The organism is Burkholderia sp. SR8, from assembly GCF_052851275.1.
Genome location: NZ_JAULUC010000015.1, coordinates 17,011 through 41,919, shown reverse-complemented (window position 1 = coordinate 41,919; position 24,909 = coordinate 17,011). Strand labels below are relative to the sequence as shown.

General features: G+C 59.6%; 23 protein-coding genes and 1 tRNA gene. 17 read left to right on the top strand and 7 right to left on the bottom strand.

Translation table 11 applies throughout. From position 1 onward, the window contains the following. Window positions 1-62 precede the first annotated feature (62 nt). Window positions 63-932 (bottom strand): recombination regulator RecX, encoded by an 870-nt coding sequence (gene recX, locus Q3A80_RS19675; protein ID WP_446330572.1) that lies wholly within the window; start codon window positions 930-932, stop codon window positions 63-65. Then, entirely contained in the window at window positions 932-2,002 is a 1,071-nt protein-coding gene (gene recA, locus Q3A80_RS19670; RefSeq protein WP_446330571.1) for a recombinase RecA, read from the bottom strand. Before recA ends, recX begins: the two co-directional genes overlap by 1 nt. Before the next feature lie 189 nt (window positions 2,003-2,191). Between recA and Q3A80_RS19665 the strand changes: the two genes are divergently transcribed. From Q3A80_RS19665 to Q3A80_RS19635, 7 genes are all read left to right on the top strand, one after another. Then, window positions 2,192-2,920, top strand: coding sequence for a response regulator (locus Q3A80_RS19665; RefSeq protein ID WP_446330570.1), 729 nt, complete (start codon window positions 2,192-2,194; stop codon window positions 2,918-2,920). Window positions 2,921-2,937: 17 nt separating this feature from the next. Beyond that, window positions 2,938-4,491: a sensor histidine kinase N-terminal domain-containing protein gene (locus Q3A80_RS19660; RefSeq protein WP_446330569.1), complete on the top strand. Its 1,554-nt coding sequence runs from the start codon at window positions 2,938-2,940 to the stop codon at window positions 4,489-4,491. A 234-nt stretch (window positions 4,492-4,725) separates the two neighbouring features. Next, window positions 4,726-6,384, top strand: a complete 1,659-nt coding sequence (locus tag Q3A80_RS19655) for an MFS transporter (RefSeq protein WP_446330568.1) — start codon at window positions 4,726-4,728, stop codon at window positions 6,382-6,384. A gap of 134 nt (window positions 6,385-6,518) precedes the next feature. After that, window positions 6,519-6,595: transfer RNA gene (locus Q3A80_RS19650), tRNA-Met, on the top strand. 84 nt (window positions 6,596-6,679) lie between these two features. Further along, window positions 6,680-7,999, top strand: a complete 1,320-nt coding sequence (locus Q3A80_RS19645) for a site-specific integrase (RefSeq protein ID WP_446330567.1) — start codon at window positions 6,680-6,682, stop codon at window positions 7,997-7,999. Between the two features lie 94 nt (window positions 8,000-8,093). Then, the gene (locus tag Q3A80_RS19640; protein WP_004635424.1) at window positions 8,094-8,693 is read left to right on the top strand and encodes a hypothetical protein; all 600 of its coding nucleotides are present in this window, start codon (window positions 8,094-8,096) and stop codon (window positions 8,691-8,693) included. A gap of 4 nt (window positions 8,694-8,697) precedes the next feature. Continuing rightward, window positions 8,698-9,459, top strand: coding sequence for an autoinducer binding domain-containing protein (locus tag Q3A80_RS19635; RefSeq protein WP_209954024.1), 762 nt, complete (start codon window positions 8,698-8,700; stop codon window positions 9,457-9,459). Window positions 9,460-9,561: 102 nt separating this feature from the next. Here the strand turns inward: Q3A80_RS19635 and Q3A80_RS19630 are convergent, their stop codons facing one another. Beyond that, the gene (locus tag Q3A80_RS19630) at window positions 9,562-9,807 is read right to left on the bottom strand and encodes a helix-turn-helix domain-containing protein (protein ID WP_038788748.1); all 246 of its coding nucleotides are present in this window, start codon (window positions 9,805-9,807) and stop codon (window positions 9,562-9,564) included. Between the two features lie 114 nt (window positions 9,808-9,921). On the opposite strand from Q3A80_RS19630, the gene Q3A80_RS19625 reads away from it, so the two are divergent. The 3 genes from Q3A80_RS19625 (at window position 9,922) to Q3A80_RS19615 (ending at window position 12,932) form a co-directional block, all read left to right on the top strand. Beyond that, the gene (locus Q3A80_RS19625; RefSeq protein ID WP_446330566.1) at window positions 9,922-11,160 is read left to right on the top strand and encodes a hypothetical protein; all 1,239 of its coding nucleotides are present in this window, start codon (window positions 9,922-9,924) and stop codon (window positions 11,158-11,160) included. Between the two features lie 65 nt (window positions 11,161-11,225). Beyond that, window positions 11,226-11,903: a hypothetical protein gene (locus Q3A80_RS19620; protein WP_446330565.1), complete on the top strand. Its 678-nt coding sequence runs from the start codon at window positions 11,226-11,228 to the stop codon at window positions 11,901-11,903. 33 nt (window positions 11,904-11,936) lie between these two features. Next, a complete protein-coding gene (locus Q3A80_RS19615; protein ID WP_446330564.1) occupies window positions 11,937-12,932 on the top strand; it encodes a hypothetical protein in 996 nt (331 codons plus the stop codon). Here Q3A80_RS19615 and Q3A80_RS19610 read toward each other — a convergent pair. From Q3A80_RS19610 to Q3A80_RS19600, 3 genes are all read right to left on the bottom strand, one after another. Beyond that, window positions 12,905-13,213 carry a hypothetical protein gene (locus Q3A80_RS19610; RefSeq protein ID WP_446330563.1) on the bottom strand — a complete coding sequence of 103 codons (309 nt, stop codon included), beginning with the start codon at window positions 13,211-13,213 and terminating at the stop codon, window positions 12,905-12,907. The genes Q3A80_RS19615 and Q3A80_RS19610 overlap by 28 nt on opposite strands. A 101-nt stretch (window positions 13,214-13,314) precedes the next feature. Then, complete coding sequence (locus Q3A80_RS19605) at window positions 13,315-14,688, bottom strand: relaxase/mobilization nuclease domain-containing protein (protein WP_446330562.1); 1,374 nt, start codon at window positions 14,686-14,688, stop codon at window positions 13,315-13,317. Then, the gene (locus Q3A80_RS19600; protein WP_446330561.1) at window positions 14,685-15,095 is read right to left on the bottom strand and encodes a plasmid mobilization protein; all 411 of its coding nucleotides are present in this window, start codon (window positions 15,093-15,095) and stop codon (window positions 14,685-14,687) included. The genes Q3A80_RS19605 and Q3A80_RS19600 overlap by 4 nt, the downstream gene beginning before the upstream one ends. A 424-nt stretch (window positions 15,096-15,519) precedes the next feature. Here Q3A80_RS19600 and Q3A80_RS19595 point away from each other — a divergent pair, with 424 nt between their 5' ends. Then, window positions 15,520-17,448 carry an ATP-binding protein gene (locus Q3A80_RS19595; RefSeq protein WP_446330560.1) on the top strand — a complete coding sequence of 643 codons (1,929 nt, stop codon included), beginning with the start codon at window positions 15,520-15,522 and terminating at the stop codon, window positions 17,446-17,448. A gap of 168 nt (window positions 17,449-17,616) precedes the next feature. Then, on the top strand, window positions 17,617-18,765 hold the full coding sequence (locus Q3A80_RS19590) for a hypothetical protein (RefSeq protein ID WP_446330559.1): 1,149 nt from the start codon (window positions 17,617-17,619) through the stop codon (window positions 18,763-18,765). Here Q3A80_RS19590 and Q3A80_RS19585 read toward each other — a convergent pair. Next, window positions 18,762-19,685, bottom strand: a complete 924-nt coding sequence (locus Q3A80_RS19585; RefSeq protein ID WP_446330558.1) for a hypothetical protein — start codon at window positions 19,683-19,685, stop codon at window positions 18,762-18,764. The genes Q3A80_RS19590 and Q3A80_RS19585 overlap by 4 nt on opposite strands. Before the next feature lie 64 nt (window positions 19,686-19,749). Here Q3A80_RS19585 and Q3A80_RS19580 point away from each other — a divergent pair, with 64 nt between their 5' ends. The 5 genes from Q3A80_RS19580 to Q3A80_RS19560 all read left to right on the top strand — a co-directional run bounded on the left by Q3A80_RS19580 (window position 19,750) and on the right by Q3A80_RS19560 (window position 24,874). Then, window positions 19,750-20,148 (top strand): hypothetical protein, encoded by a 399-nt coding sequence (locus Q3A80_RS19580; RefSeq protein WP_446330557.1) that lies wholly within the window; start codon window positions 19,750-19,752, stop codon window positions 20,146-20,148. A gap of 15 nt (window positions 20,149-20,163) precedes the next feature. Beyond that, a complete protein-coding gene (locus tag Q3A80_RS19575) occupies window positions 20,164-21,444 on the top strand; it encodes an MT-A70 family methyltransferase (RefSeq protein WP_446330556.1) in 1,281 nt (426 codons plus the stop codon). A gap of 34 nt (window positions 21,445-21,478) precedes the next feature. Next, window positions 21,479-21,685: a hypothetical protein gene (locus tag Q3A80_RS19570; RefSeq protein WP_446330555.1), complete on the top strand. Its 207-nt coding sequence runs from the start codon at window positions 21,479-21,481 to the stop codon at window positions 21,683-21,685. A 220-nt stretch (window positions 21,686-21,905) separates the two neighbouring features. After that, window positions 21,906-23,090 (top strand): hypothetical protein, encoded by a 1,185-nt coding sequence (locus tag Q3A80_RS19565; RefSeq protein WP_446330554.1) that lies wholly within the window; start codon window positions 21,906-21,908, stop codon window positions 23,088-23,090. After that, window positions 23,087-24,874 carry an ATP-binding protein gene (locus Q3A80_RS19560; RefSeq protein WP_446330553.1) on the top strand — a complete coding sequence of 596 codons (1,788 nt, stop codon included), beginning with the start codon at window positions 23,087-23,089 and terminating at the stop codon, window positions 24,872-24,874. Before Q3A80_RS19565 ends, Q3A80_RS19560 begins: the two co-directional genes overlap by 4 nt. Window positions 24,875-24,909 lie beyond the last annotated feature (35 nt).

Here is a 24,909-nt window from a genome sequence, read left to right as displayed (position 1 = left end):
CCGCCTGTCCGGAAACGGTTGCATTGCAGCAAAATCGCGCGCCGCGCGCGCGACCGGACCGGTCAGTCGTCGAGCGGAAAATCGTCGCCGACCTTCAGCAACTTCACGATGGTCGCACTCGAGAAGCCGCGCGCGGCAAGGAAGCGCGCCTGCTTCGCGCGTTCGGCCGGCGTTTGCGGCAGTGCACCGAATTTCTTGCGCCAGACGGCCTGCGCGCGTGTCCACTCGGTCTCGCGCAATTGTGCATTCACTTCCTCGACGAGACTGTCGCCGACCGCATGGCGCTTCAGTTCGCTGACGATGCGCGCGACGCCGACGCGCGATGCGCGGCGATGCACGAGGCTTTCGGCAAAGCGTGCGTCGGACAGCCAGCCTTCCTGCTCCAGCGCATCGAGCACCGGTTCGACGGATTCGTCCTCGCCGACGTACGGTGCGAGCTTGCGCGCGAGTTCCGCGCGGCTGTATTCGCGCCGGGACAGATAGCCGAGCGCGCGGCCCTTCAGTGAACGCGGCGACTTCGACGATTTGCGCGCGGTGGCGCCGGACTCGTCGCCGGAAGCCGCGCCGGCGCCACTGCCGGACGCACGGCGCGTGCGGCGCGGATGCTGGCTGCTGCGCGTATAGACGTCTTCCGTGGCCGGCGCCGCCGCATCGGCCGTACGTTCGGCCGGGAAGCTGACGCCGGACACGCGACGGCGCGACCGGTCGTGCGCGTCGAACGATTCGTCGTCGTCGAACGGATCGACCGGCGCAGTGATTTCAAACGAAACGAGGGCATCGTCGGATGCCCTCGTCGTGGTGCGGTGCGCGGGATGATTGCCCGCGCGCCGCCGGTCGGCACCCGAGGATTCGGCTCGCCGGCCGGAGCGAGCGGCCGTTTCGGGCGTGTCGCTCGGCTCCGGTTCGCCAGCCTGACCTCGGCGCCCGACCATCACTCTTCTTCGTCCATCGCCTCGGCTTCGTCGACCACGCCATCGGGCATCGCGACGACGCCGAGCGACTCGCGAATGCGGTTCTCGATTTCGCGCGCGATTTCCGGATTCTCGCGCAGGAATTCACGCGCGTTGTCCTTGCCCTGACCGATCTTCTCGCCGTTGTAGCTGTACCAGGCGCCGGCCTTGTCGACGATCTTCGCCTGCACGCCGAGGTCGATGATTTCGCCCTGACGCGAAATGCCTTCGCCGTACAGGATGTCGAAGATCGCTTCGCGGAACGGCGGCGACACCTTGTTCTTCACGACCTTCACGCGGGTTTCGTTGCCGATCACCTCGTCGTTCTTCTTGATCGAGCCGATCCGGCGGATATCCAGACGCACCGACGAGTAGAACTTGAGCGCGTTGCCGCCCGTCGTGGTTTCCGGGTTGCCGAACATCACGCCGATCTTCATCCGGATCTGGTTGATGAAGATCACGAGGCAGTTCGTGCGCTTGATCGTGCCCGTCAGCTTGCGCAGCGCCTGCGACATCAGGCGAGCCTGCAGGCCCGGCAGCGAATCGCCCATCTCGCCTTCGATTTCGGCCTTCGGCACGAGTGCCGCGACCGAGTCGATGACGATCATGTCGATCGAACCCGAGCGCACCAGCGCGTCGGTGATTTCGAGCGCCTGCTCGCCGGTGTCCGGCTGCGAGATCAGCAGCTCCGGCACGTTCACGCCGAGCTTCGCTGCATATTGAACGTCGAGCGCGTGCTCGGCGTCGATGAACGCTGCGGTGCCGCCCAGCTTCTGCAGCTCGGCGATGACCTGCAGCGTGAGCGTGGTTTTACCCGACGATTCCGGACCGTAGATCTCGACCACCCGGCCGCGCGGCAGGCCGCCGACGCCGAGCGCGATATCGAGGCCCAGCGAGCCCGTGGAGACGACCTGGATGTCTTCGGCCGCTTCGCCGTCGCCCATCCGCATGATCGACCCTTTGCCGAACTGCTTCTCGATCTGCGCGAGCGCGGCCGCCAGCGCCTTGCTCTTCTCGGCGGTCATCCCGGAGCCCTTCTTGCTATCTTCCATGAATCGTCCTTTGCTATGATGAGCAGCGTCTGTCAGAGGCGCGCCCGCTTTCAAGCGCTGCCCACGAATGCAGACACTGTATAAAAAAACAGTGTTTTATGCAAGCCCGCAATGCAGGCTGCGTTGTACACGGATAACTTCGGAGACAGCCGCGCCGGCGCGCACGCCCGCCGGCCACCGGTCAGCAACATGCGAATTCTCATCGCCGAAGATGACAGCATACTCGCGGACGGCCTCACCCGGTCACTCCGCCAATCGGGCTATGCGGTCGACCACGTGAAGAGCGGCGTCGAGGCCGACACTGCGCTGTCGATGCAGACTTTCGACCTGCTGATCCTCGATCTCGGGCTGCCCAAGATGTCCGGGCTCGACGTGCTCAAGCGCCTGCGCGCGCGCAATTCCACCCTCCCCGTGCTGATCCTGACCGCCGCCGACAGCGTCGACGAGCGCGTGAAGGGGCTCGACCTCGGCGCGGACGACTACATGGCCAAGCCGTTCGCGCTCAACGAGCTCGAGGCGCGCGTGCGCGCGCTGACGCGGCGCGGCGCGGGCGGCGGCCCGACCGTCGTGCGCCACGGCTCGCTCGCGTTCGACCAGGTCGGCCGCATCGCGTATGCGAACGACCGCGTGCTCGATCTGTCCGCGCGCGAGCTCGGGCTGCTCGAAGTGCTGCTGCAGCGCATCGGCCGGCTCGTATCGAAGGAGCAGCTCGTCGACCATCTGTGCGAATGGGGCGAGGAAGTCAGCAACAACGCGATCGAAGTGTACGTACACCGGCTGCGCAAGAAGATCGAGTCGAGCGGCGTGCGGATTTCCACCGTGCGCGGCCTCGGCTACTGCCTCGAGAAAGTCGCGCCCGCGGCGCCGGCCGATCCGGCCGCGCCCCGACCCGCGGCAGCCGGCACGCCGCTGCGCTGACGCCGGCCGCTGCCGCGATGGCCACGCCGGCCCGTTCCCGCCATCCGACCGGCGACCAGCCGTCCGCCGCCGACGCCGTGCGCGACGCGCGCTACGCGAACCCGTTCGCGCCGCCCGACGAAACCGACGCGCCGGAGGCAGCGCGCCCGCGCTCGCTGTTCGGCGAGATCCTCGACTGGATGCTCGCGCCGCTGCTGCTGCTGTGGCCGATGAGCATCGCCGTCACCTATCTGGTCGCGAAGACGATCGCGAACGGCCCGTTCGACCGCGCGCTCGAGACCAACGCGTACGTGCTCGCGCGGCAGATTCATCCCGTCAACGGCGTCGCCGAACTGACGCTGCCGCAGCAGACGCGCGACTTCCTGCGCGCGGACAACGTCGACAGCGTTTACTTCCAGGTGCTCGGCACGCGCGGCGAGCTGGTCGCGGGCGAGGCCGACATGCCGCTGCCGCGCGACGAGGACCGTCCGCCGCCGGGCGTCGTCGTGTTCCGCGACGATCTCCTGCGCGGCAACGACGTGCGCGTCGCGTATACGACCGTCGAGCTGCCGCAGTCGAACGGCGCGCAGCCCGTGCTCGTGCAGGTCGGCGAGACGCTCGACAAGCGCAACGCGCTCGCGAACGACATCATCAAGGGCGTGATCCTGCCGCAGTTCGTGATCCTGCCGCTCGCGATCCTGCTCGTCTGGTTCGGCCTGTCGCGCGGGCTCGCGCCGCTCAATGCGCTGCAGGCGCACATTCGCGCGCGGCGGCCCGACGACCTGTCGCCCGTCGAGGCGCAGCGCGCACCGCCCGAGATCGAGCCGCTCGTCACGTCGTTCAACGACCTGCTCGCGCGCCTCGAGCAGAACATGGCGCTGCAAAAGCGCTTCATCGCCGATGCCGCGCACCAGATGAAGACGCCGCTCGCGGGGCTGCGCACGCAGGCCGAGTTCGCGCTGCGCCACCCGGTGCCGCCCGACGTGCAGCGCTCGCTCGAGCAGATCGCGACGAGCTCCGAGCAGGCCGCGCGGCTCGTCACGCAACTGCTCGCGCTCGCGCGCGCCGAGAACCGCGCGAGCGGGCTGACGTTCGAGCCGGTCGAAATCGGTTCGCTCGCGCGGCGCACGGTGCGCGACTGGGTGCAGGCCGCGCTCGCGAAACGCATGGACCTCGGTTACGAAGGCCCGGACGACGACGCGCCGCTCGACGTCGACGGCAATCCGGTGATGCTGCGCGAGATGCTCGGCAATCTGGTCGACAACGCGATCCGCTACACGCCCGAAGGCGGTCGCATCACCGTGCGCGTGCGGGCCGAGTCCGCGGCGCGGCGCGTGCATCTCGAAGTCGAGGACACCGGGCCGGGCATCCCGGCCGCCGAGCGCGATCGCGTCGTCGAGCGCTTCTACCGGATCCTCGGGCGCGAAGGCGACGGCAGCGGCCTCGGGCTCGCGATCGTGCGCGAGATCGCCGCGCAGCACGGCGGCACGCTGACGCTCGACGATCACGTGTACCAGCACGCACCGCGCCTTGCCGGCACGCTCGTGCGCATCAGCCTGCCGTTGTCGGAAGCCGCCCCGGATCAATCCTGATCCATGTGGCTCCCTGCCGCGCGGCGCGGGGCGGCGTGATCGCGCCGAAAACGGTGCTTTACCGCCCGTTGGCGGCACGATCGGCGCGCGAACGAGCCGATTCTTCGCGGGTTAACGCGCAGTCGTTTTGTCCGCGCGAGTCAGTGCGCCGTAAGTTTCCCTGCCAATAATCGTCGACAGGCCCGCCCACCCAAGGCGGCCGCATATCTATATCAAGGGACTTGGAGACGATTCATGGCAACGTTAGGCGGGCAAATTTCGCACTCGCCGATGACGGGCGAAGAGAAGAAGGTGATCTTCGCGTCGTCGCTCGGCACCGTGTTCGAGTGGTACGACTTTTACCTGGCCGGCTCGCTCGCGGCCTACATCAGCAAGAGCTTCTTCTCCGGCGTCAATCCGACCGCCGCGTTCATCTTCACGCTGCTCGGCTTCGCGGCCGGCTTCGCCGTGCGCCCGTTCGGCGCGATCGTGTTCGGCCGGCTCGGCGACCTCGTCGGCCGCAAGCACACGTTCCTCGTGACGATCGTGATCATGGGCGTGTCGACGTTCGTGGTCGGCTTCCTGCCCGGCTACGCATCGATCGGCATCGCCGCGCCGGTGATCTTCATCGCGATGCGGCTGTTGCAGGGCCTCGCGCTCGGCGGCGAGTACGGCGGCGCGGCGACCTACGTCGCCGAGCATGCACCGGCGAACCGGCGCGGCTTCTACACCGCGTGGATCCAGACGACCGCGACGCTCGGCCTGTTCCTGTCGCTGCTCGTGATCCTCGGCGTGCGCACGTTCATCGGCGAGGAAGCGTTCGGCAGCTGGGGTTGGCGCGTGCCGTTCGTCGCGTCGATCCTGCTGCTCGCGGTGTCGGTGTGGATCCGGATGCAACTGAACGAATCGCCGGTGTTCCTGCGCATCAAGGCCGAAGGCAAGACGTCGAAGGCGCCGCTGACCGAAGCGTTCGGCCAGTGGAAGAACCTGAAGATCGTGATCCTCGCGCTCGTCGGCCTGACCGCCGGCCAGGCCGTCGTGTGGTACACGGGCCAGTTCTACGCGCTGTTCTTCCTCACGCAGACGCTGAAGGTCGACGGTGCGAGCGCGAACATCCTGATCGCGATCGCGCTGCTGATCGGCACGCCGTTCTTCCTGTTCTTCGGCTCGCTGTCGGACAAGATCGGCCGCAAGCCGATCATCCTGGCCGGCTGCCTGATCGCGGCGCTCACGTACTTCCCGCTGTTCAAGGCACTCACGCACTACGCGAACCCGCAGCTCGAGCTCGCGACGCAGAAGGCCCCGATCACGGTCGTCGCCGACCCGGCCACCTGCTCGTTCCAGTTCAACCCGGTGGGCACGTCGAAGTTCACGAGCTCGTGCGACATCGTGAAGAGCGCGCTGGCGAAGGCCGGCCTGAACTACGAGAACGTCGCGGCGCCGGCCGGCTCGAACGCCGAGATCAAGGTGGGCGATACGGTGATCCCGGCCTATGACGGCAAGGCGGCCGATGCGAAGGCGCAGGGCGCGGCGTTCGACAAGACGCTCGCGTCGACGCTGAAGGCGGCAGGCTACCCGGCCAAGGCCGATCCGGCGCAGCTGAACTGGCCGATGACGATCGTGATCCTGACGATCCTCGTGATCTACGTGACGATGGTCTACGGGCCGATTGCCGCGATGCTGGTCGAGATGTTCCCGACGCGGATCCGCTACACGTCGATGTCGCTACCGTATCACATCGGCAACGGCTGGTTCGGCGGCTTCCTGCCGGCGACCGCGTTCGCGATCGTCGCGGCGAAGGGCGACATCTATTCGGGGCTCTGGTATCCGATCGTGATCGCGCTGGTCACGTTCGTGATCGGTCTGCTGTTCGTCAAGGAGACGAAGGACTCCAACATCTACGCGCAGGATTGACGTCTGTCGAGGTCGGCGAGCGGGCGGCTCTCGCCCGCTTCGCCTGATCCGAACGGGCTACCGGCAACTTTTTTCGGGAAAGATCGAAAAAGGTGTTGACAGCCGGGCGGTAGATCTACATAATTCAAGTCTTCGGCGAATTAGCTCAGTCGGTTAGAGCGACGGAATCATAATCCGCAGGTCCGGGGTTCGAGTCCCTGATTCGCCACCAAATGCTGTAAGCCCTTGATACTTCGCGAGAAGTTCAAGGGCTTTTTTCTTGTGGTGTCCCGGTCGGTGTCCCAGATACCCGACCATGCATAAAATCCCCCGCCTGACCCGTTCCCGTCACGGCGTGTACTACCTGCGCCTGACGCACGGCAAAACCGACACCCGTCGCTCCCTCGGCACAAAAGATTTTCAGCGGGCTAAACTGTCCGCTTTGTTACTGAACGTGCACGTTGAGATGAGCAAGTCCCGCCTTGATGCTGAGATGTTCCGTCACCTCGATATCGCGTTGCCGAACGGGGTCAAGCTCACGAATATCCAGCCCGAGGACAAGGGCATTCTGTTCGACATTCTGGACAAGCTCGGCGTGACAGGTGAACAGCTTGCCGCGATGCCGACAGCGGAAGTCGCCCGGTTGCTGGCCGGCCCCGAGCCCCAGCGCATAGAACCACCCAAACCGAAAAGCAAGCCGCTCTCCGACGTCATAGCGCTCTACCTCACGGAAAAGAAGCTCGACAACGTGGCGAAGACGCTGGACGACAAGGAGCGAACCTACGCGGAGTTCCAAGGGTTCTTCCAGGACAGCGATATCAACGCCTTCGGTGCCGATACCGCAATCGCCTACAAGAACCGACTGCTCGCGGCCAATGCGTCGGCCAGCCGTATCAATGCGAAGACCTCATTCCTGAGGGACCTCTTCGCCTATGCGATCGACAACAATCTGTACTTCGCCACCAACCCGTTTGAGAAGGTACGGGTCTCGAGCAAAACCAAGCTGAAGCAGCAGGTGGAGCCCTACCGGGAATTCACCGACGACGATCTCAAGCTGATCTTCGACGAAACCTCCTATCGAGGCTACCTGCGAAAACCCGATTACCACTGGCTGCCGTTCCTCTCCCTCTACACGGGCGCCCGCGTCGAGGAACTTGCCTGCTTGCGGTTGGACCAGATCAAAAAAGATGGCGGCATTCACTACTTCGAGATCGAAAAAGCCAAGAACCGCAATTCGATCCGCAAAGTCCCGATGCACCGGGAAATCGAAGCGTCCGGGTTCCTCGCCTACGTAGAGGACCTGCGAGCCAAGAACGCCACCATGCTGTTCCCGCACCTGAAGCCAGGCAAGAACGGCTATAGCAAGAATATGTCACGCCGGTTTGGCGATTATCTGGACGTCCTGAAGGTTCCAGACAAGCGCAAGGTGTTTCACTCGCTGCGCCACACCTTTATTACTCGCCTGACGGAAATGAACGTCCACCCCGTGATGCTGATGGCCCTAGTCGGGCACTACGAACAAGCGAAAGTGGATTTTTCCTCGCCGCACGTCGTCAACTATCAGCACGAGAAGCCGTTATCCGTTTTGAAGCAGACTATTGATCGACTGGAACTTCCGATCAAGCATTTCTGGTAACGCTTCACCACCCTGCCCCTCGGCAGCAGTTCCACTGACTGGAGATAACGCAGTCGGCAGAATATTACCGTTCTGACCTGCCCGCTTTCGCGCCATGGATTTCGAGAACCGAATAAAAAAGGAAATGACCGAGGGTATCGTCAAGGCGATCCTCGAAGACGCGGGCTATCGCGTGATCGACTCTGGCATTGAGAAAGTCATTCGGGAGCTCTCCTGCATGTCCAGCTTCGAGTATGCGAAGCTGGCCTACCCCGATGCCATGAGCCGTCTGCCAGACTTCACCGTCATGACGAAGGACCAGGACGACAAATTCCTGGTCGAGGTGAAATACCGGAGCAAATGGGGAAAAGACCTGTTCGAGGAAATCAGGCCGCAGGTGGAAATTTTTGGCGAGCTCGTACTTGTCTCGATCAACGCCGATCCCCCGAATCACAAGGGCCTGTACTATCCGTCGACTTATCTGCGGTGCTGTCGAGTCAGATACCAAGATGAGAAGTACAGCGTTCAACTGAAATATGAAGACGATCAGGTATGGCGGCATTACTGGAAGGCCGTCGATGAACTAAAAGAAGACAGCCTCTGGTGGGCGATGTCTCAGCTCGACAAGGTCTTTCCGCTGCTGAAAGACCGGAAACTGGATGCCCAGAATTCCCTCGACAGCGCAATCAAAGCGTTGTCCGGGATTTTGAAATAAGGTCATGGTGTCGCCGCTCTACACATTCGAGGGCCTGCTGACGGCACGCTCACATGCGGAGATCGCAGCTTTCATGGAACGCCATGCGGGCAACCTTGGCTATGGCCGCTTCTTCTACTCGCCGCTACTTGTTGCTGGTGATGCCCGTCACTTCTTCAAGGACGATCACAACGTCGTTGAGGCGGAGAGGCTGTACACCAAGAACATTTTTACGACCTACCCGGCCTCCTGGATTCGCCGCTATCAAGAAGCTGGGCATGTGGCCGCCGATCCTGTCGTCAAGCTGATTACGACCAGCAACCTTCCGATCCACTGGGATGCCGACGATTTGCAGGCGGCACGGAGCCGCGTGTTTGACGAGGCCCGTGAGCACGGGCTGGCAACCGGCATCACGATACCGATCAACGGTTTCGACCACACTCGGGCTTTGTTCAGCGTGACGTCCGATCAAGCTCCAGAACGTTCGCAACGCCACACCGACGCAATCTCCGGCCTTGCTGTGCTAACTGCCCTGCATTTGCACGAAGCGGTGCGGCGACTGGATGCATCAATGTCCAGCGCCCCGATACCTTCGCTGACGTCGCGCGAGAAAGAATGCCTGCAATGGGCCGCGGTCGGCAAAACCTCGTGGGAGATCGCGCACATCCTCTCCGTCTCCGAGCGGACGGTGATCTTCCATATCGGGAATGCGACGAAGAAGGTCGGTGCTACAAACCGCCGTCAGGCGGTGGCCCGCGCAATCAGCCTTCGCCTGATTGCTCCTTGAGCACCCTATAACTTCTTACAGCTACCTCCCCCGGTGGCTCGCCGCGACAATCCCCCCAAATCAACACATTCTTCGGGGGAAGTCTACATGCAACCAATCCGCTTACAGACCGGCGTCAGCTAGCAATTCGGACGGTTTGCAACCAAGCGCCTGCGAAATTCGCAGGACGTTGAGCATGGTGACGTTTCGCTCCCCACGTTCGATCTTGCCCATGTGAGAGCGATCGATGTCGGCGAGGTCGGCTAATGCCTCCTGAGACAGTGGAATGGCCTTGCGCCGTGCACGCACTGCCGCTCCGATCAACGCGAGCTGACCGTCCTTATCCGTTTTGAAAGAGACCCTTGGCATGACGGAATCGTCACGCTATGATCGGTTTATGACCACGGCTTTTACGACCCTTTTTGATCGCCAAGCTCGCTTGGCGAGCCTTTTGTCAGACGCTCCTAATAGGCAACCCACCACATGAAAACGACTTCGGCCTACAAGAAACGCGCTATCTCGGTCCAGAACGTGCTGGCACTCGGCACCATTGCAGTCGCCTTGGCAGCATGCGGTGGCGGCGGTGATGGAAACGGCAGCAGCAATACGTCGACGTCGGGGGGCTCGACAACCACGACGCCGCAACAGGATGCCGTCAGCCAATCTTCAACTGCGCTTGTCGCTCAGACTGGCGCAACTGCGGTGCCCGGAACAACCTCCACTGCACAAGCCTTCGATCTCACGGCGGATATCGGCGACACGTGGCGTCTGGTACTGAACCAAGACGGCTCGTTCACGATCAAGGTGTTGTCGACGCAATACAGCCTGACCGACATCTCGGGCACCTATACCCAATCAACGAGCGGTAGCTTCACGACGTACACGGGCACCAGCGCAAATGGCAGTTTCGCGCTACGGCTGGACACCCGGACCAAGACCATCGTCGGTCAGGCGACGCTCGGTACTCGCTCGTCAAGCGTGGCAGGCACGGGGTACTCGGTACCGAACAATACGATGACGCTAGCGGGTGATTATTTCTTCCTCGGCGCGACCCGCAACGCGAGCGACGGCAGCTCGTCCTCGACCGTGGCCGGCACGTTCCGCCTGGCGGCGAACGGGACCGACATCACGCTGTGCGACAGCGGACTCATCAACAATCTGGGGACATGCGATGCGCCGCCCGGAAGCACGACCAAACCAACTCAAGTAGCGCTCAAACTGGTGCCCAACGCCAACGACGGTTTGATGCATGTGCAAATCAACGACGGCACCTCGGCTGCGCCTGTGTGGGACGACTTTGGCATTCTGAACTTCCAGGCAGGCGATCGCGGTCCTGTGCTCACGATCGATCGCTTCGGCACCAACCAGGCGACGCCTCCTGTGACGCGCACGGGCGCGATCTATGCGAGCAAGCTGCAAATACTTGCGCAGACGGTCGTCAACGGATTCCTCGCGTGCCAGGATGGCGGCACGCCGTTTGCCAATCTTCAAATCGATGGGCCTAAAGTGCTGCTCGCCGACAGCAATGGCAATTACCAGCCGTATGGGCAGCTCTGGTACAACAACATCAGCACGGGCAAGAGCCTATATGAAGTTAACGGCGTAGCCACTCTGGTAATAGGTAACCAGTCTGTCGGCTCCGGCGACCTCTTCCTGCCGCTGTCGTCCAGTTTGACGGTATTCGAGCGTGACGCCACGCAGACCGTCGCCGTGTGCCGCTGACAGTTCCACTTTCGCTCATGGGGTACCAGGTACGCCATGAGCCTCCCTCTCGAGATTGAGCCTCCATGCGCCATTCATATCGCGCCGCCGTATTCGCGGCAGCCTGCACGTTGCTCACTGCCTGCGCGGAACTGCCCCAGCAAATGGATCAGGTTGCCGATAACCTGCGCAAGCTCGGCCAGAGCGTCTCGGGTCCGATTGTCCCCAGCGGTCCGACAGCCTTCAATCAATCAGGTTTGGCCAACGTGTTCAAAGGAACCGAGGCGGCTGGCAAATGGCCTCGCGTTGCGCTGGCCATCGACGCCATGCCGCCAGACGCCATGAATAATTGGTTTGAATGGAGTGCCGGTGCAGTCCCCGCTGCAAGTATCGCGGTCGCACCCGCCAACTATTGCATCGTGATCTCTGCCGTGGTTTGGAAGAACGAAAAGTCTTCACAGCGGTTCGACCACATTCCCTACTGCGGGCGTGATGCCAAGATCCGCGACATCACCGACGACTACACGTTCACGCTGCTGGGGTGGGCACAGATGCCCAAGAACGGTGGAAAAAACACCGGAGCCTCGCGGACGTTCGGCCCGAATCCGCCGCTGAAATCGTTCCCCTCCCGGTCGATCATCATCGACACGGCGAACTCGCGGGCAAGCTTCATGTTTGCCCATCTGCTGATGAGCATGGGGCTCGATTTGACTGTCGACTATCTCCACGAGAACCGTCTGTGGGTAGTCAGCACAGTTCAGTAAGCGACCCACAATAGGACCGGTAGAAAACCGCAAATGGATGACGACTTTTACAGCCCAGAGAGTGAACGAAAGCGACAGCAAGCGTTGCGCGAGCAATTGCTGGACATGCAGCAGAATTGGGGGATGCTCGACGATCAGCACATCGCTCCACCGACGGATTCTTCCCGCCATTACTGGCAATGGGTAGCCAACAGTGAGCAGAAGCGCGCGCAAAGCGGCACCGGTTCAAGCGGCATCAATAGCGGCGGGGGCGGTGGATCTGGTGGCGGCGAGTTCTTGCTGGGATTGCTCCTGCTTCCTCTTCTTACCGTGGCAATCCTACCAGCCGCGCTGGTCTGGCATTACCGGAAGAAGAACTGGTTCTATCTTGTCTTGACCGCATTGCTGTTCGCTGCTTCGGCATGGTACTTCCTGACCAAGACCCACGGCGCTCTGCTAGACACCGTACTCGGTGTGCAGGTGGTGTTCGGTGTCGTGTACCTGCCCTTCGCTGTTACTGGATGGATATGCCATCGGCTGAATGACCGGATCGCCAAAGGCGCACCATTCAATTTCGGTGCGTGGTCCTGGACCGTGCTGATCTCGCTGGCGATCTCGCTCGAGACGCTGTTCTTCCTGTGGATTGAAGGATTCCACTGGGGTGCAGATCTGGTGCGGTTCGTCGGGAATTCGATTGTCTTTTTCGGCGGCAGAACCTACATCTCGCTGAGCAATTACAACGACTCCGCGACCATGCTGCTCGCCGCGTTTCCCAACGCAGTCACGCTCAGCATCTTGCAGGCATGGTTCAGGAAGCGGCAGGCACAAGGCAAACGGGCAATCCCGTGGTTGCTCTACCTACCCGTGGTATGGGTGGTTGGTATGGCACTGTTCCTGGGATTCGTCATCACGGTCAACCACCTCCAAAGAGACTCGCACGCTTCAGCTACGGTCCCAGAGGATCACGTCCTGCAGGCAGCGGCGCAGCCGACATTGCAACCTCATGCGCGATGTACGCAGCATCACAAGCACTGCAAGTCAACGCGATAGCGCTCGTAGTACTGCTTGAGCGCGGTGCTTTCGGCGATAAGCGAATCGCAAATCGTGGGGAACATTTCGAGGAAAGTCAGCAGCGGGAAGTCATCTGCCTCAGCATCGAAGCCGTCCTGTCGGCAATCGATGACGTAATCGCCAGCTGTATCGCGGATCAATATCTCGGGGTAGATCAGCGCGATGAAGACATCGCCGATATCCGCGTTGCTATCGTTCTTGAACGGCTCCGGGATGGCCTGCTGAAAGAAGGTCAGCGGCGTTCTTCGATGGGCATCCATTGATGCGCAGATCCAGTCGATGGAACAGTACAATGGATTGAACGTTTCTCCGCGTCAACGAGAAGCCGGGTAAAACACCCGGCTATTCAGATACATCGTTTTCAAATACGCCAACGCTTCGCACTGGCATTGATCTGACGGAGCTTGGCTTGCGCGAGCTGCTGTAACAAGCGGTTCTTCTGGGCAATCAGTTTGGCCACACGCTCTTCAGCCTTTCGGCGTTGCTCGGGTGTCTTGGCATGATTCACGTCCGCCGTAGCTGCACTGATATCGGATTCGATCTCGCCCAACGCACCCTCGACTTCATGGGCTGTATCCATGGCCGCATATTCGCTGAGATCGCTCTTGCTGGATTGGTATACCTGATCACGCAGATGTTGGATGCGGCCGGCAACGGCAGCACGATGGGCTGGTGTGAATACAGGACGCTCCGCACGGATTTGGCGCGCAACGGATAGGGCATCGGACGCGACGCGCTTGATGGCATTCAGTTCTGGATGCATGGTTTTGGTCTCCTTGTAGTTATGGGGTGTTGATGGGCGATGCCGCATTGGCCTTGGTCGTAATGTGGCTCTGGCCTTATGGGCACGCAGTTGCCTGGGTTGCAGATACGCAGCCGCGAAAAACTGTTTACGTTCGGCAACGAGCTCCGCGAGCACGGTCTTATGCTTGCGGTATTCGGTATCGGTCAGCCTGGCAGGTGGCGGACGGCGGTACTGTTCCAGCAGTTGCGCATAGTCGGCATCGGCTCGATATAGCGGCCCGCGCATGCGCTTTGCCCGCTGGCTGCCGGGAAACTTGACCGAGATGTAATCAGCCCCCTTGCGGGTGATGGTCACGCCGAACTGCTCTTCGAGGTGCTGGCAGAGCTGATCGCGGTTCGTGATCTCGCCACGACGAATCGAGCGGGCAAGATGCTTGTGCAAGTGCAGCTTGTTGCTGCGGTCTCTCTGCGCCTCTGGCACCTTGCGCTCGAAATCCGACAACGCCAGCTTCAATGGATCGGGGATGACTTGGTCATAACCGAACTCATGATTCGAGACCTTGGTAAACGCATCGTAGAGTGCGATATTGCGGGGCCCAGGCGGATGAATCGATAGTCGGCGTCCCGTGGTCAGCTCAAGGCTAGGCACCACGAAATGGATCTCGGTGTTGCCCTTGTCTCGATGCAGAACAAACAGACTGTTGTAATGGCGCGCATCAAGACCAGGGCAGACAGTCTCCTTGAACCGGCCGATGATGTTCATGATCTGCTCACGACTGGGCTGCTCTTGATCGCGGAAAGCGATGGCACCGGACACGTACTTGTGCTTACGTGTGATTGTGTTGATCGTAGCAATTGTCAGATCGGGGCTGCCTCCCAGCACCTCGGGTTCGACGGAGCGCTTCTGCCCGGCATGGTCGATGTCACTCAACAGGTAGCGGACTGGAGACTCGCCACCCGAGGTTCCGCTTTTGAAGATGCGCACGATCATGCGTCACCTGCTGGCTTGCTGTCCTGCCTGGCCTCCTTCCAGATGTCCTCGGCCATCTCGTGGACCTGGAGCAAGTAATAGAGCATGTCGTCGTCAGGCTGACGGCCGCCGACGATCTGATCCGCGATTTCTCGGACGTGATCGGCGATGCGATTGACGGCTTGTAGCCATTGCAATTGCAACTGATAGTCGGCGGTCGGTGGCAAAGCACGGCCGGTATGCAACCCGGTCTCACGAAGATACTGCGCGAGATTGGTGTAACCCGATGCCAGCGCAAGCGCTTCCAGTTGAGCACGCTCGATGGCGGTCACGCGCAGTTCAATGCGCTGTGTGCGTCGTTGCTCGACGACGATCTGATTGGTGTTTGATGATATAGCAGGCGCGGCCTGCTCGAATTGTTGTTCCATGACGGCTCCTTGTTCTTGTTGTTATTGGGCCGAGGCGACACGTGTTGCGCAGTGAGGCGCTTTCTCAAGGGGACTGGGGCGAGCCCCAGAATATCCTGACCGCGTGATACGGCGGACAGGTTAACCTTGCTTGTGTTTTGCTCTTCAGCTTTGTCCACCTTACCGCGAATCTGGCTGATTGCAAGGCGGTTTGGATAGGCGGTTGGATTAGTGGATAAGCGGCAAGCTTCCGGCATCCGGAAAATCCACGATTCCGGTCAATATCAAGGGCTACCATCGCGTCCCCACTGATACAATTGCCGTGTGCCGTACCACGTTCGACATCGCGCCATCAAGGCACTGGTTACAAACATACTGCTATCTGCAAAATGATCGCTCCCGTTATCGGCGACGATTAAGCGGATGTTCTCGGGAGAGCCCGCTCATGTCTGAACCGCTGCAAACCTCGCTGTTCGAAGACGACTATCTGCTGCGCGAACTGGGAGATGTCGCCCATGTGCCGCAAGTGGCTTTGACCGAGTTAGTGGCGAACGCCTGGGATGCTGGTGCTGCGCGTGTGGACTTGATTCTGCCCGCTGAAATCGGTGGCACGCTTACGGTCACTGACGACGGGCACGGCATGACGCCGGCGCAATTCAAGAAGCGCTGGATGACCTTGCGCTACTCTCGTCTAAAGCACCAAGGTCCGAATGTTGAGTTTCCGTCTGGGCGATCAGCTCGCCCCCGAAAAGCCTACGGACGCAATGGCGTTGGACGACATGGTTTGCTGTGCTTCGCTGATGAATACGAGGTAGAGACTTGGCGCGACGGTACGCTTGCGACATTCGTCGTCGGCACCGAGTCAGGTCCCAGCCCCTTCGTATTGCGCAGCGAAACGCTCGGGCGACGAGCAGGTAACGGCACTCGGCTTTCGGTGCAGATAACACGCAAGCTCCCCGATGCTGATGAAATCCTGACCGTACTTGCGGCGCGCTTCATCCATGACCCTGAGTTCGAGATCCGGGTCAACGGCAATCAACGCCCCTTCACCGAAATTGACGGCCGAGTCAGTGAGGAAACACTTGAGCTTGGCGATGGACGTCGTGCCACCATCATCGTGATCGACTCGACACGCCTCAACCATTCCTCCGTACATCAGGGTATCGCTTTCTGGGTGCAACGGCGGCTGGTCGGCATGCCCTCATGGTCGATCGGATCGGTGGCTAGTTTTGACGGACGGACGCGCTTTGCTCGTCGCTACAAGGTCATTGTGGATACACAAGGCTACGAGGCTGATGTAACGCAAGATTGGACCGCTTTCCGTATGACGGACGAAGTTCAGAAGCTGTATTCCGCAACGGCGGAACACATCGGGAAAGTCGCGCGAGAACTCGCCGCAGAAGTCGTTGAGGCGGCCTCCGAAGATGCCCTGACGCAAAACCGAAGCGAATTGGCCACCTTGGGGCAAGGAGCACGCTTGGAAGTCGCCGAGTTCACCAAGGCGGTAGCCCAGACGCATCCAACCGTCTCGCCCGATTTCCTCGCAACCGCCGTCAAAGCGGTCATCCACCTAGAGAAATCAAAAACAGGGGCTGCGCTCCTACAGAAGCTGTCCGGTTTGCAACCCGACGATATTGATGGACTGGATCGCTTGCTTACCGAATGGACCGTCAAGGATGCGCTGCGTGTGCTCGATGAGATAGACAGCCGAATCAGCGTGATCGAAACCATCCGGCGCTTGGCCGACGATCCGCATACGGATGAACTACATACGCTACACCCACTGATACTGCGCTCGCGGTGGGTATTTGGTCCGGAATTTGAGTCGCAGGAATACTGCTCAAATGCCACCTTGCAGACAGTGGCGCGTGAATTGTTCAAGAGTGCGGATGCGCAGTTCATCAACGAACGTCATCGTCCCGATATCGTTGTCCTGCCTGACAAGACGACGTGGCAACTTACCGGCATTGAATCGTTCGACCCCTCTGACCCGACTCTCACGCGATTGCAACATGTCTTGGTGATTGAACTCAAGAAGGGTGGCTTCGAATTGACGCGCAAAGAGGTCAATCAGGCTGACGGCTACGTGCAGGACATCGCTTCGTCTGGCGCTCTTTCGGGGACACCCTACATCTGCGCATGGGTGGTCGGTCAAAAAGTGGCAGCGGGCGTAGCGCGCGAAAAGGAAGTCGGCGACGGTAATCAGAAATATGGACGCATACGAGCGACAACTTTTGGCACGCTGGTGGACACGGCGAACCGCCGCCTGCTAAAGATGCGCGACGTGTTAGCCGCGCGGTATGGAGACGTCTCAACCGACGGTCTGTTGAGTCGAGTCTTTGCGCAGCCAGAACAAAGAGCAATTGAGATGTAAGGATTTCTGCTAGGCAGAGTACCTCTCAAGAGGTGGGCACGCGCGCCGAGAAGAAGCGTACCGCTCAAGATTGAGGCTCCACGTTGGCCGCACGTCCAGACGAACTGGGTTGGGATGCTGGCGTGGGTTCGGTTCCGTGCCACCCCAACCGCCTCCCTGACAGCCACCATGACCCCGATTGAATTCCTAGCCAGACTTCGCCAGCTTCCAGCATCGACGCCGCTGAGCCTGCCGCACGTCGCTGCCGCGCTTGAAATGCTGTCAGGCGTTCTGACTCGTCGCCCCAATGCCGATGTCGGGCAACGTGCGCGATGGATCGACGAAGCTGCACTGGCGCAATGGCTAGGCGAACCAATCAGCGCCGTCAAGGACTGGCGGCTCGACGTCATTGGCAAGCAGCAGTATCGCCTTGGGGCTGTGGTTGACTGGCTGGACGGGCATATGGTCGCGTTCACGGACACCGATGAGGATGCCACTCACATTGCCGAAGCATGCTGGACGAGCCTGATCCCAGCACTGGAGGTCGATGGTTGCCTGATCGGTTTCTTCCGCAGTCTCGATCTTAAGATGGAGCCCCAAGGGTATGTGCTCGTCCAAGGTGAGGATGTGCGTGCGCTGGAGGCCGCGAGACTCACGCCTGAGCATGCCACCAACCTGGTGGCTGGCTATCAAGCTCTCGCCGATTTTGCCCAACAGCTTTCCACCTCACCGAGCCAAGCTCTGGCAATCTGGCACCGCGTCCAAGATATTGTCTCGCCCCACCTGGCGCTCCAGTTCTTCCTCGCTGCCATCGGACGAGATTACGACGTGGCGACGGAGATCGTCGTCGGCCTGGACAGTACGCTTCTGCGCAGCCGCTGGCACCTCGGCTGCTGGCTATGGGAACTACTGCTCAACCACGAGCTCCGCAACCTGAACGCCAACACACTGCTGTCCGCTTTCGCATTTGCCATTGAGCGGGGCATCGACGTCAATACCGTCAAGGGGAACAAAGACTCCTTGGGCTACCCGGTTTTCAACGGCACAGCAGCCCATGTACTGGCCGACACTTGTGGCGATCATTTCAAAGTGAATCTGCGTCGTGGTTTCGGCGAGCAAGCCTACAAGGAATTTCTTTGCGGCTTGCTGGATTGCCGTCTCGACGTAGATGTCGCCAATTTCAGCGGACATACCGCTCGCAGCATCGGCGAGTCAGTGCAGAGCAAGCATGATGGCGGCAGTCCCTTCAGCAAGGTTCTCAACGCCTACACGCTACACGGCAAGCTGGAGAGCTCGCTCGACGTCAAGACCGAAAAACGCAGCAAGCAACTCGTCTAACCAAACGGATCGGCACGCTTGCCATCTGTCCCAAAACGAGTAAGCGCACGCGCAGCAGCGGCGACGTTGCCCTGCTGTATGTGATGGTCCTCGGCGATCATGCGTAGCAGATCACGCATCTCCTCGCTGATACCAAGCTGCGCGATTACTCTTGTATACGGCCCGGTCATAAGCCAATCGAGCAGCGTCTCCATTGGGCCCCATTCGTCTGCTCCCTTCAGGCATAGCATCCAAAAAGCAATTGCGGTAGCAAGCCGTCGAACGTCAGCAGTGAAGTAGCCCGCGTCATAGGCCCGCTGCGCGAGATTCGGGCCTGCGGCCACATCGGAGCTTGTTCGAAGCTCGTGCCATTGGTCTGCTGGTAGAAAGAGCAATGCGACACGATCCACGCGACCCACCCCGAGATCCGATGCCGGTGACAGCCGCAGTCCCGATTCAATAATCTCGTCGAACTCCTCGACGCGGTCTTCGAAGATCGCCCACAGTGGCACGTTGCCCTGATCCTCTTCGGGGCCAATCTCATGAATCAGACGAGCGGATGCGAGCCTTTTCTTCTGGGAAACTTGCTTTAGCAGCAGTTCCGTGACCGTCAGGTTGCCATTGATAACCCGATCAAAACGTGGGTTCCATGTCACTGCGAGCGAGAGTGCGGAGGCCGAATCGCCATCCTCAGACAGCACAGCCCTTTTGAGTTCTCCAGCGTCGGCCACATTCGTGCGGCGAATCAGTTCGTAGAGATAGGCGCGCGAGCGCATGACATTCAGTAGCGAGCGCCGGTCTCGCCCCGCTTTGCGCTTGTTCCCCGCACCTTCCTCACGATTGCTCTCGGTAGCTTCAGTCATTTCGGTAGATCCCGTGGATCGAAATTCGGAATTTCTGTCCACGATAAAAATCTTCATTTCTGGAATGATGTGAAACATCGAATGACGCGTTGACAAAGGCGAAATTCGATTTAACTCATCATCATTTAAAGGAGAAATCGAGATGAATCAAATTGAAAACCCAAGCAAGCAATTCACTGATGCAGACTTTTTTGATGCTTCTTGCATCATGGATCAATTGCTAGAAGTCGTTATCGATCAGGTTGCATTTCTGGTCATGGATTACATCACACCCACCGTCAAGTTCCGCGTGAGCTTCATTCTCTCTACGGAGAGCATGACCGGCTTCGGCATCGTCGAACGCCAATATTCGCAGGTCCTTGCCGCAATCCATAGCGACCCTCGCCCTCGCAAAGTGGTCGGTCAGCCTGTCCAACTCAGTGGGGAAGATGTTCCTGCGCCTATCGCCGCGTTCATTATGATCGCCGCGAATGCGCCTGAAATCTTCGACGACAGCGATGACTATTTCGCATTCGACATTACCGCCACACCAAAACAATAACAAGGAGCCTCTGCAATGAAAACACCAAACAACGCAACACCACGCAACAGCTTACCCATCCATCCCGTCGCTCATCTGTTCCCTGTCATGAACGACGACGATTTCGAGCAGTTCAAGGAGGACATCCGCGAGCATGGGCAGCAGGTTCCCATTCTCGTGCAGAACGGGCAACTGATCGACGGCCGTCACCGCTACCGTGCCTGCCACGAGCTTGGCATCGAGCCCAAGATTGAGGAGGTGGCTGCTGGTCAGTCCATCGAACGTCTGGTGGTGAGCCTTAACCAGCATCGCCGCCATCTGAGCGACAGCCAGCGCGCCATGATTGCTGGCCGCCTTGCCAACATCGGCCTTGGCGGTAACCAGCATACGGGCGGCGTATCCCAGCAACAGGCTGCGGATGATCTGCATGTTTCAGTGGCTTCCGTACAGCGCGCCAAGTCTGTTCTCAAGAACGGAACCGAGGAGCTGATTCAAGCCGTGGACGCTGGCCAGGTCGACGTGACCAATGCCGCTGAAATCGCCAAGCTACCTCAGCCGTCGCAACGCAAGATGCTATCAGTCATCGATGCAGACATTCTCAAACAGGCCAAGGCGATCCGTCACGCTTTGACCGATGAACGTCGCAAACAGCGTCTGGCTGAGATTGAAGCCAAGCGCGCGAACAGCAAGCCTCTTGATCCCAACGCTGGACCATACAGCGTGGTATATGCGGATCCTGCGTGGAATTATCTTCAGGAGGAAGCGCTAGGCTATACCACCATGACGCTTGAAGAGATTTGCGCGATGCCTGTCAACGAAATCGCTGCCGAGGACGCCGTGTTATTCCTTTGGTGCTCCGCCTCCCTTCCACAAGAGGCGCTTGACGTGATCAAAGCGTGGGGATTCACCTTCAAGACGCAGGCCATTTGGAACAAAGTGCATCCTGGCATGGGGTCATATTTCCGCGTTCAGCACGAACATCTGATGATCGCAACGCGCGGCAATGTTCCCGAGGTTCCAGACACGGTCCGCTTCGCTTCCGTATTTGCAGAAAAGCGTCGTGAGCACAGCCGCAAACCTGACTGCGCGTATGAAATGATCGAGGCGATGTATCCGGAGCTAAACAAGATCGAGCTGTTCTGCCGTGGCGAGCCTCGCCCTGGCTGGGCGGGCTGGGGCAATGAATGCGGCAACGGCAAGATCGTGCAGGCTGGTGTCGAGGTTGTGGTCGATACCGATGCCATGCCAGATGCTGCCAACGACGGTGGCGATACACCTCGCCGTCGTGGCCGTCCTCGCAAGCAAGATCGCGCATGATCTGAGTCATCCGTAGCCTGGCGGTAAAACAGGCATGCAGCAGATGCTGCCCGAAACTGGTCGACAAACTGAGGTCGGCCATTTTTGTTTCTGCTTCTCGTTTTCGTGGATCTATTCGCTGCGCTGGCGGTTGCGCTTTGTCGATTTTGGTTTTGCGCCTATCGGCTATCGCGCATCATCTGACAGGCGCATGATGTTTTCGGTAGTGGTGCGCTACTGCGTCGGCAGCGATGTCGGCTAATTACCTGTTGTACGCCGTAGTGGTCGCGATGCAGCAGGGTCCATCTCAGGAATGAGGCGGGTGCGCCAGACTCTGCGAAATCGAATCCAATTGGAGCGAGCACGAATATACTGGCGATCGTGGTGTACAGAGCTGCGCTCGGCTGATGTTGGACAGGCCATGCGGGCCATTCCTGTCACGGTTCAGGTCATTGAACACAAGTAATACCGGGGGGCGAGCAGTGATTTCCATCGGCGATATCTACGACAAGGATGTCAACTTCCTATTCGGCTCCGGGGCATCATATGGCCTCTTGCCCACCCTGCAGCTTCAATTGTTAAACGGGGACAGACGCTACACGCTGGAAGAACTGGCTACCAAGTTCGAGCAAGAGCATGATCGGCGTTTCATTCCGCTATTCATGCACTACTACTGCACATGCATCAGACCCGCTCAGCAGCTTACTCTCGAAACTGCGATGGACACGGGTGCGGGCAAGCAGGTCATAAAAAACTACCGTACCTTCCTTACAACTGCCCTAGATATGGTCAAGCGACGGAAGGCTCTGGACCGTCGGTGCAACGTGTTCACGACGAATTACGACGGTTGTTTCCCGCTCGTGGCCGACCAGTTGCTCAAAGAGGGCCAAACTGACTTCGTGCTCAATGACGGCGCGCGGGGCTTCACCAAGCGCATATTGCAAGCGCGGAATTTTGGTTCGTACCTGTGTCAAGCCGGTGTCTTCGGACGCTATCAGAGCAGCATCCCGCAAATCAACCTCATCCACCTCCACGGGTCGGTGTACTGGAGCAAGGCGGATGGGGCCATTCAGGTGGATTATGACCTGTCGGACCGGGAATCGTTACTGGACGCAGAAGCGACAACCATGTTGCAGCCGTTCTCGACCGTGCTCGACACTCCCACGGCCACGCTGGAAGACTTGCAGGTTCCAGCATTCGATGATGACGCGCTGAAGGCGTTCTGGGCGAAGTACGAACAGATGCCCATCGTCAATCCGACCAAATGGAAGTTCCATGAGACGGTGTACGAGGAGCATTATTACCAGATGCTCCGACTGCTCAGCTATGAACTTGAGAAGCCCAATGCAGTCCTCATAACCTTTGGCTTCTCGTTCGCCGACGAGCACATCCTCAATCTGGTGATGCGCTCTTTATCCAACCCGGGCTTGCAGGTGTTCGTGTGTTGTTTTAGCGCTGAAGGATACGAAGCGATGCGCGATAAATTCAAAGGGCATCGCAACGTTCAGTGCCTTGCGCTTGACGAGGGCGTGCTGGACTTCACTGCGTTCAACGAAAAGGTGCTGGCATGGCCAGAAGCGACCGGACCGACAGTCGTCACGGCCAACGTACCCGTGAGCGAAGCAGATGTTGCCTCGATCGATACTAGCGCCGAAGGTCTCGTATGAGCATCCGTGTTGGCGAGGTAGTGGCCGTACATGGCACCAAGGTAATCCTCAAGATCGACGAACAGTCCAGCAAAGAAACGCTCTTTCACGCTGGCGAGAAGTACAAGGGGGTGTCTATCCGCGAGTACCTTTCGATCCAGCGCGGCTTCCGCGACATCATCTGCATGGTTGAGGGTGAATACCTGGACGAGAGCCGGATAGAGATGCAAGACGGCAAGCCGACGTATGTTCGGAAGGTTGAGGCTAGGCCTATTGGTTTTTTCGACAGCACCGGTTTCTCGCAGGGTATCAAGTACCTGCCAATGATTCAGGATCCGGCGTTTCTTTTGCCCGAGGAGCGGATTCGGTCCATCTTCGACCGTAAGTCTGACGGTCAATTCAAGATCGGGCGAATGCTGAAGGAGGAGATCGCCATCGGGTTGCCGTGGAAGCGCCTCTTCAACAGCCACATCGGCATCTTCGGTAACACGGGCAGCGGGAAATCCAACACGCTGGCAAAGCTCTACACCGTTCTTTTCGATCAGAAGCTGCAGCTTATCGCGGGCAAGAGTCGCTTCGTGATCCTCGACTTCAATGGAGAATACGGTGGCGAACAACTGGCACCTGCCGCTCACAAGACCGTCTATCAGCTCTCTACGGCGACCACCCCAGATCCCAACGACGCGACGGCCCGCTTTCCCTTGGCACCACAAGAATTCTGGGACCTTGAAACTCTCTCCCTGTTGTTCCAGGCGACCACTAACACGCAGCGCCCGTTTCTCAACCGAGTCATCTCGGGCAAGCTGAAGTATGGGGGTAACCCAGCCTCGTTGGCGAACTACGCGAAGAGCAAGTTCCGCCAGTCGTTCTGCGCCGGCGAGGTAAAGCCCGCGACGCTAGACCTGATGCGAACGGTCGCACGGCGCATGAACAACCAAGCGGTTCAAGACCTGCTAGCCGACGTCACCTGGTACCGCAATGGACGCTTCCACTATAGGGCGTTTATCGATCCCGACGGCAACCAATACGCCGCGCACATCGCACCGACTGTCGACACACTGGATGTCCAGGGGCTCGACGAGTTCGACCAGCTTATCCTTCGTGTCAACCTGCAACTGATGTCCGACCTAAACGCTGGCTACGTTCAGTTCGAGCACATCCAGCCGCTGCTAAAGCGCGTCGAGTCATCGCTGGCCAGCTTGCGCAAGGTACTGGTAATCACAGACGCGCCGCCTGTCGAGAAGCTGCTTACAGTCATCTCGCTGCGCCGCAGCAACAACGAGGTCAAGAAGATCCTGCCGCTGCTTTTCGCCAAGCACTACTACAACTTCCACAAGGCCACTGTCGCCACACCTCCTGACCGCACGGTCCATGTCATCATCGACGAGGCACACAATATCCTTTCTGATCAGTCCACGCGTGAAAGCGAAAGCTGGAAGGACTATCGATTGGAGCAGTTCGAAGAAATCATCAAGGAGGGGCGTAAGTTCGGCATGTTCGTCACGATCGCCAGTCAACGTCCCGCTGACATCTCCCCAACAATCGTTTCGCAACTTCACAATTTCTTCATCCACCGGTTGGTGAACGATCGAGACCTATTTCTCATCGACAACACAATCTCAACGTTGGATGCGCTGTCACGCAGTCTGATCCCAGGGCTTTCGCAAGGCTGCTGCGTCGCCACTGGTACCGCGTTCGATTTGCCACTGGTGATCCAAGTGGATCGCCTACCCAGCGATAAGCAGCCAGCTAGCGAGGACGTTGACCTCGAGAAGCTTTGGGGGGCGCCTCCCGCTGGCGCGTAGCTGCGATGGAGGAGTTCGCCTATCGCAGAAAGGCA

Excerpts from the sequence above, each read along its gene's own strand:
- recX (WP_446330572.1), bottom strand. The coding sequence starts at position 932 with ATGGTCGGGCGCCGAGGTCAGGCTGGCGAACCGGAGCCGAGCGACACG.
- recA (WP_446330571.1), bottom strand. The coding sequence starts at position 2,002 with ATGGAAGATAGCAAGAAGGGCTCCGGGATGACCGCCGAGAAGAGCAAG.
- Q3A80_RS19665 (WP_446330570.1), top strand. The coding sequence starts at position 2,192 with ATGCGAATTCTCATCGCCGAAGATGACAGCATACTCGCGGACGGCCTC.
- Q3A80_RS19660 (WP_446330569.1), top strand. The coding sequence starts at position 2,938 with ATGGCCACGCCGGCCCGTTCCCGCCATCCGACCGGCGACCAGCCGTCC.
- Q3A80_RS19655 (WP_446330568.1), top strand. The coding sequence starts at position 4,726 with ATGGCAACGTTAGGCGGGCAAATTTCGCACTCGCCGATGACGGGCGAA.
- Q3A80_RS19645 (WP_446330567.1), top strand. The coding sequence starts at position 6,680 with ATGCATAAAATCCCCCGCCTGACCCGTTCCCGTCACGGCGTGTACTAC.
- Q3A80_RS19640 (WP_004635424.1), top strand. The coding sequence starts at position 8,094 with ATGGATTTCGAGAACCGAATAAAAAAGGAAATGACCGAGGGTATCGTC.
- Q3A80_RS19635 (WP_209954024.1), top strand. The coding sequence starts at position 8,698 with ATGGTGTCGCCGCTCTACACATTCGAGGGCCTGCTGACGGCACGCTCA.
- Q3A80_RS19630 (WP_038788748.1), bottom strand. The coding sequence starts at position 9,807 with ATGCCAAGGGTCTCTTTCAAAACGGATAAGGACGGTCAGCTCGCGTTG.
- Q3A80_RS19625 (WP_446330566.1), top strand. The coding sequence starts at position 9,922 with ATGAAAACGACTTCGGCCTACAAGAAACGCGCTATCTCGGTCCAGAAC.
- Q3A80_RS19620 (WP_446330565.1), top strand. The coding sequence starts at position 11,226 with ATGCGCCATTCATATCGCGCCGCCGTATTCGCGGCAGCCTGCACGTTG.
- Q3A80_RS19615 (WP_446330564.1), top strand. The coding sequence starts at position 11,937 with ATGGATGACGACTTTTACAGCCCAGAGAGTGAACGAAAGCGACAGCAA.
- Q3A80_RS19610 (WP_446330563.1), bottom strand. The coding sequence starts at position 13,213 with ATGGATGCCCATCGAAGAACGCCGCTGACCTTCTTTCAGCAGGCCATC.
- Q3A80_RS19605 (WP_446330562.1), bottom strand. The coding sequence starts at position 14,688 with ATGATCGTGCGCATCTTCAAAAGCGGAACCTCGGGTGGCGAGTCTCCA.
- Q3A80_RS19600 (WP_446330561.1), bottom strand. The coding sequence starts at position 15,095 with ATGGAACAACAATTCGAGCAGGCCGCGCCTGCTATATCATCAAACACC.
- Q3A80_RS19595 (WP_446330560.1), top strand. The coding sequence starts at position 15,520 with ATGTCTGAACCGCTGCAAACCTCGCTGTTCGAAGACGACTATCTGCTG.
- Q3A80_RS19590 (WP_446330559.1), top strand. The coding sequence starts at position 17,617 with ATGACCCCGATTGAATTCCTAGCCAGACTTCGCCAGCTTCCAGCATCG.
- Q3A80_RS19585 (WP_446330558.1), bottom strand. The coding sequence starts at position 19,685 with ATGTTTCACATCATTCCAGAAATGAAGATTTTTATCGTGGACAGAAAT.
- Q3A80_RS19580 (WP_446330557.1), top strand. The coding sequence starts at position 19,750 with ATGAATCAAATTGAAAACCCAAGCAAGCAATTCACTGATGCAGACTTT.
- Q3A80_RS19575 (WP_446330556.1), top strand. The coding sequence starts at position 20,164 with ATGAAAACACCAAACAACGCAACACCACGCAACAGCTTACCCATCCAT.
- Q3A80_RS19570 (WP_446330555.1), top strand. The coding sequence starts at position 21,479 with ATGCAGCAGATGCTGCCCGAAACTGGTCGACAAACTGAGGTCGGCCAT.
- Q3A80_RS19560 (WP_446330553.1), top strand. The coding sequence starts at position 23,087 with ATGAGCATCCGTGTTGGCGAGGTAGTGGCCGTACATGGCACCAAGGTA.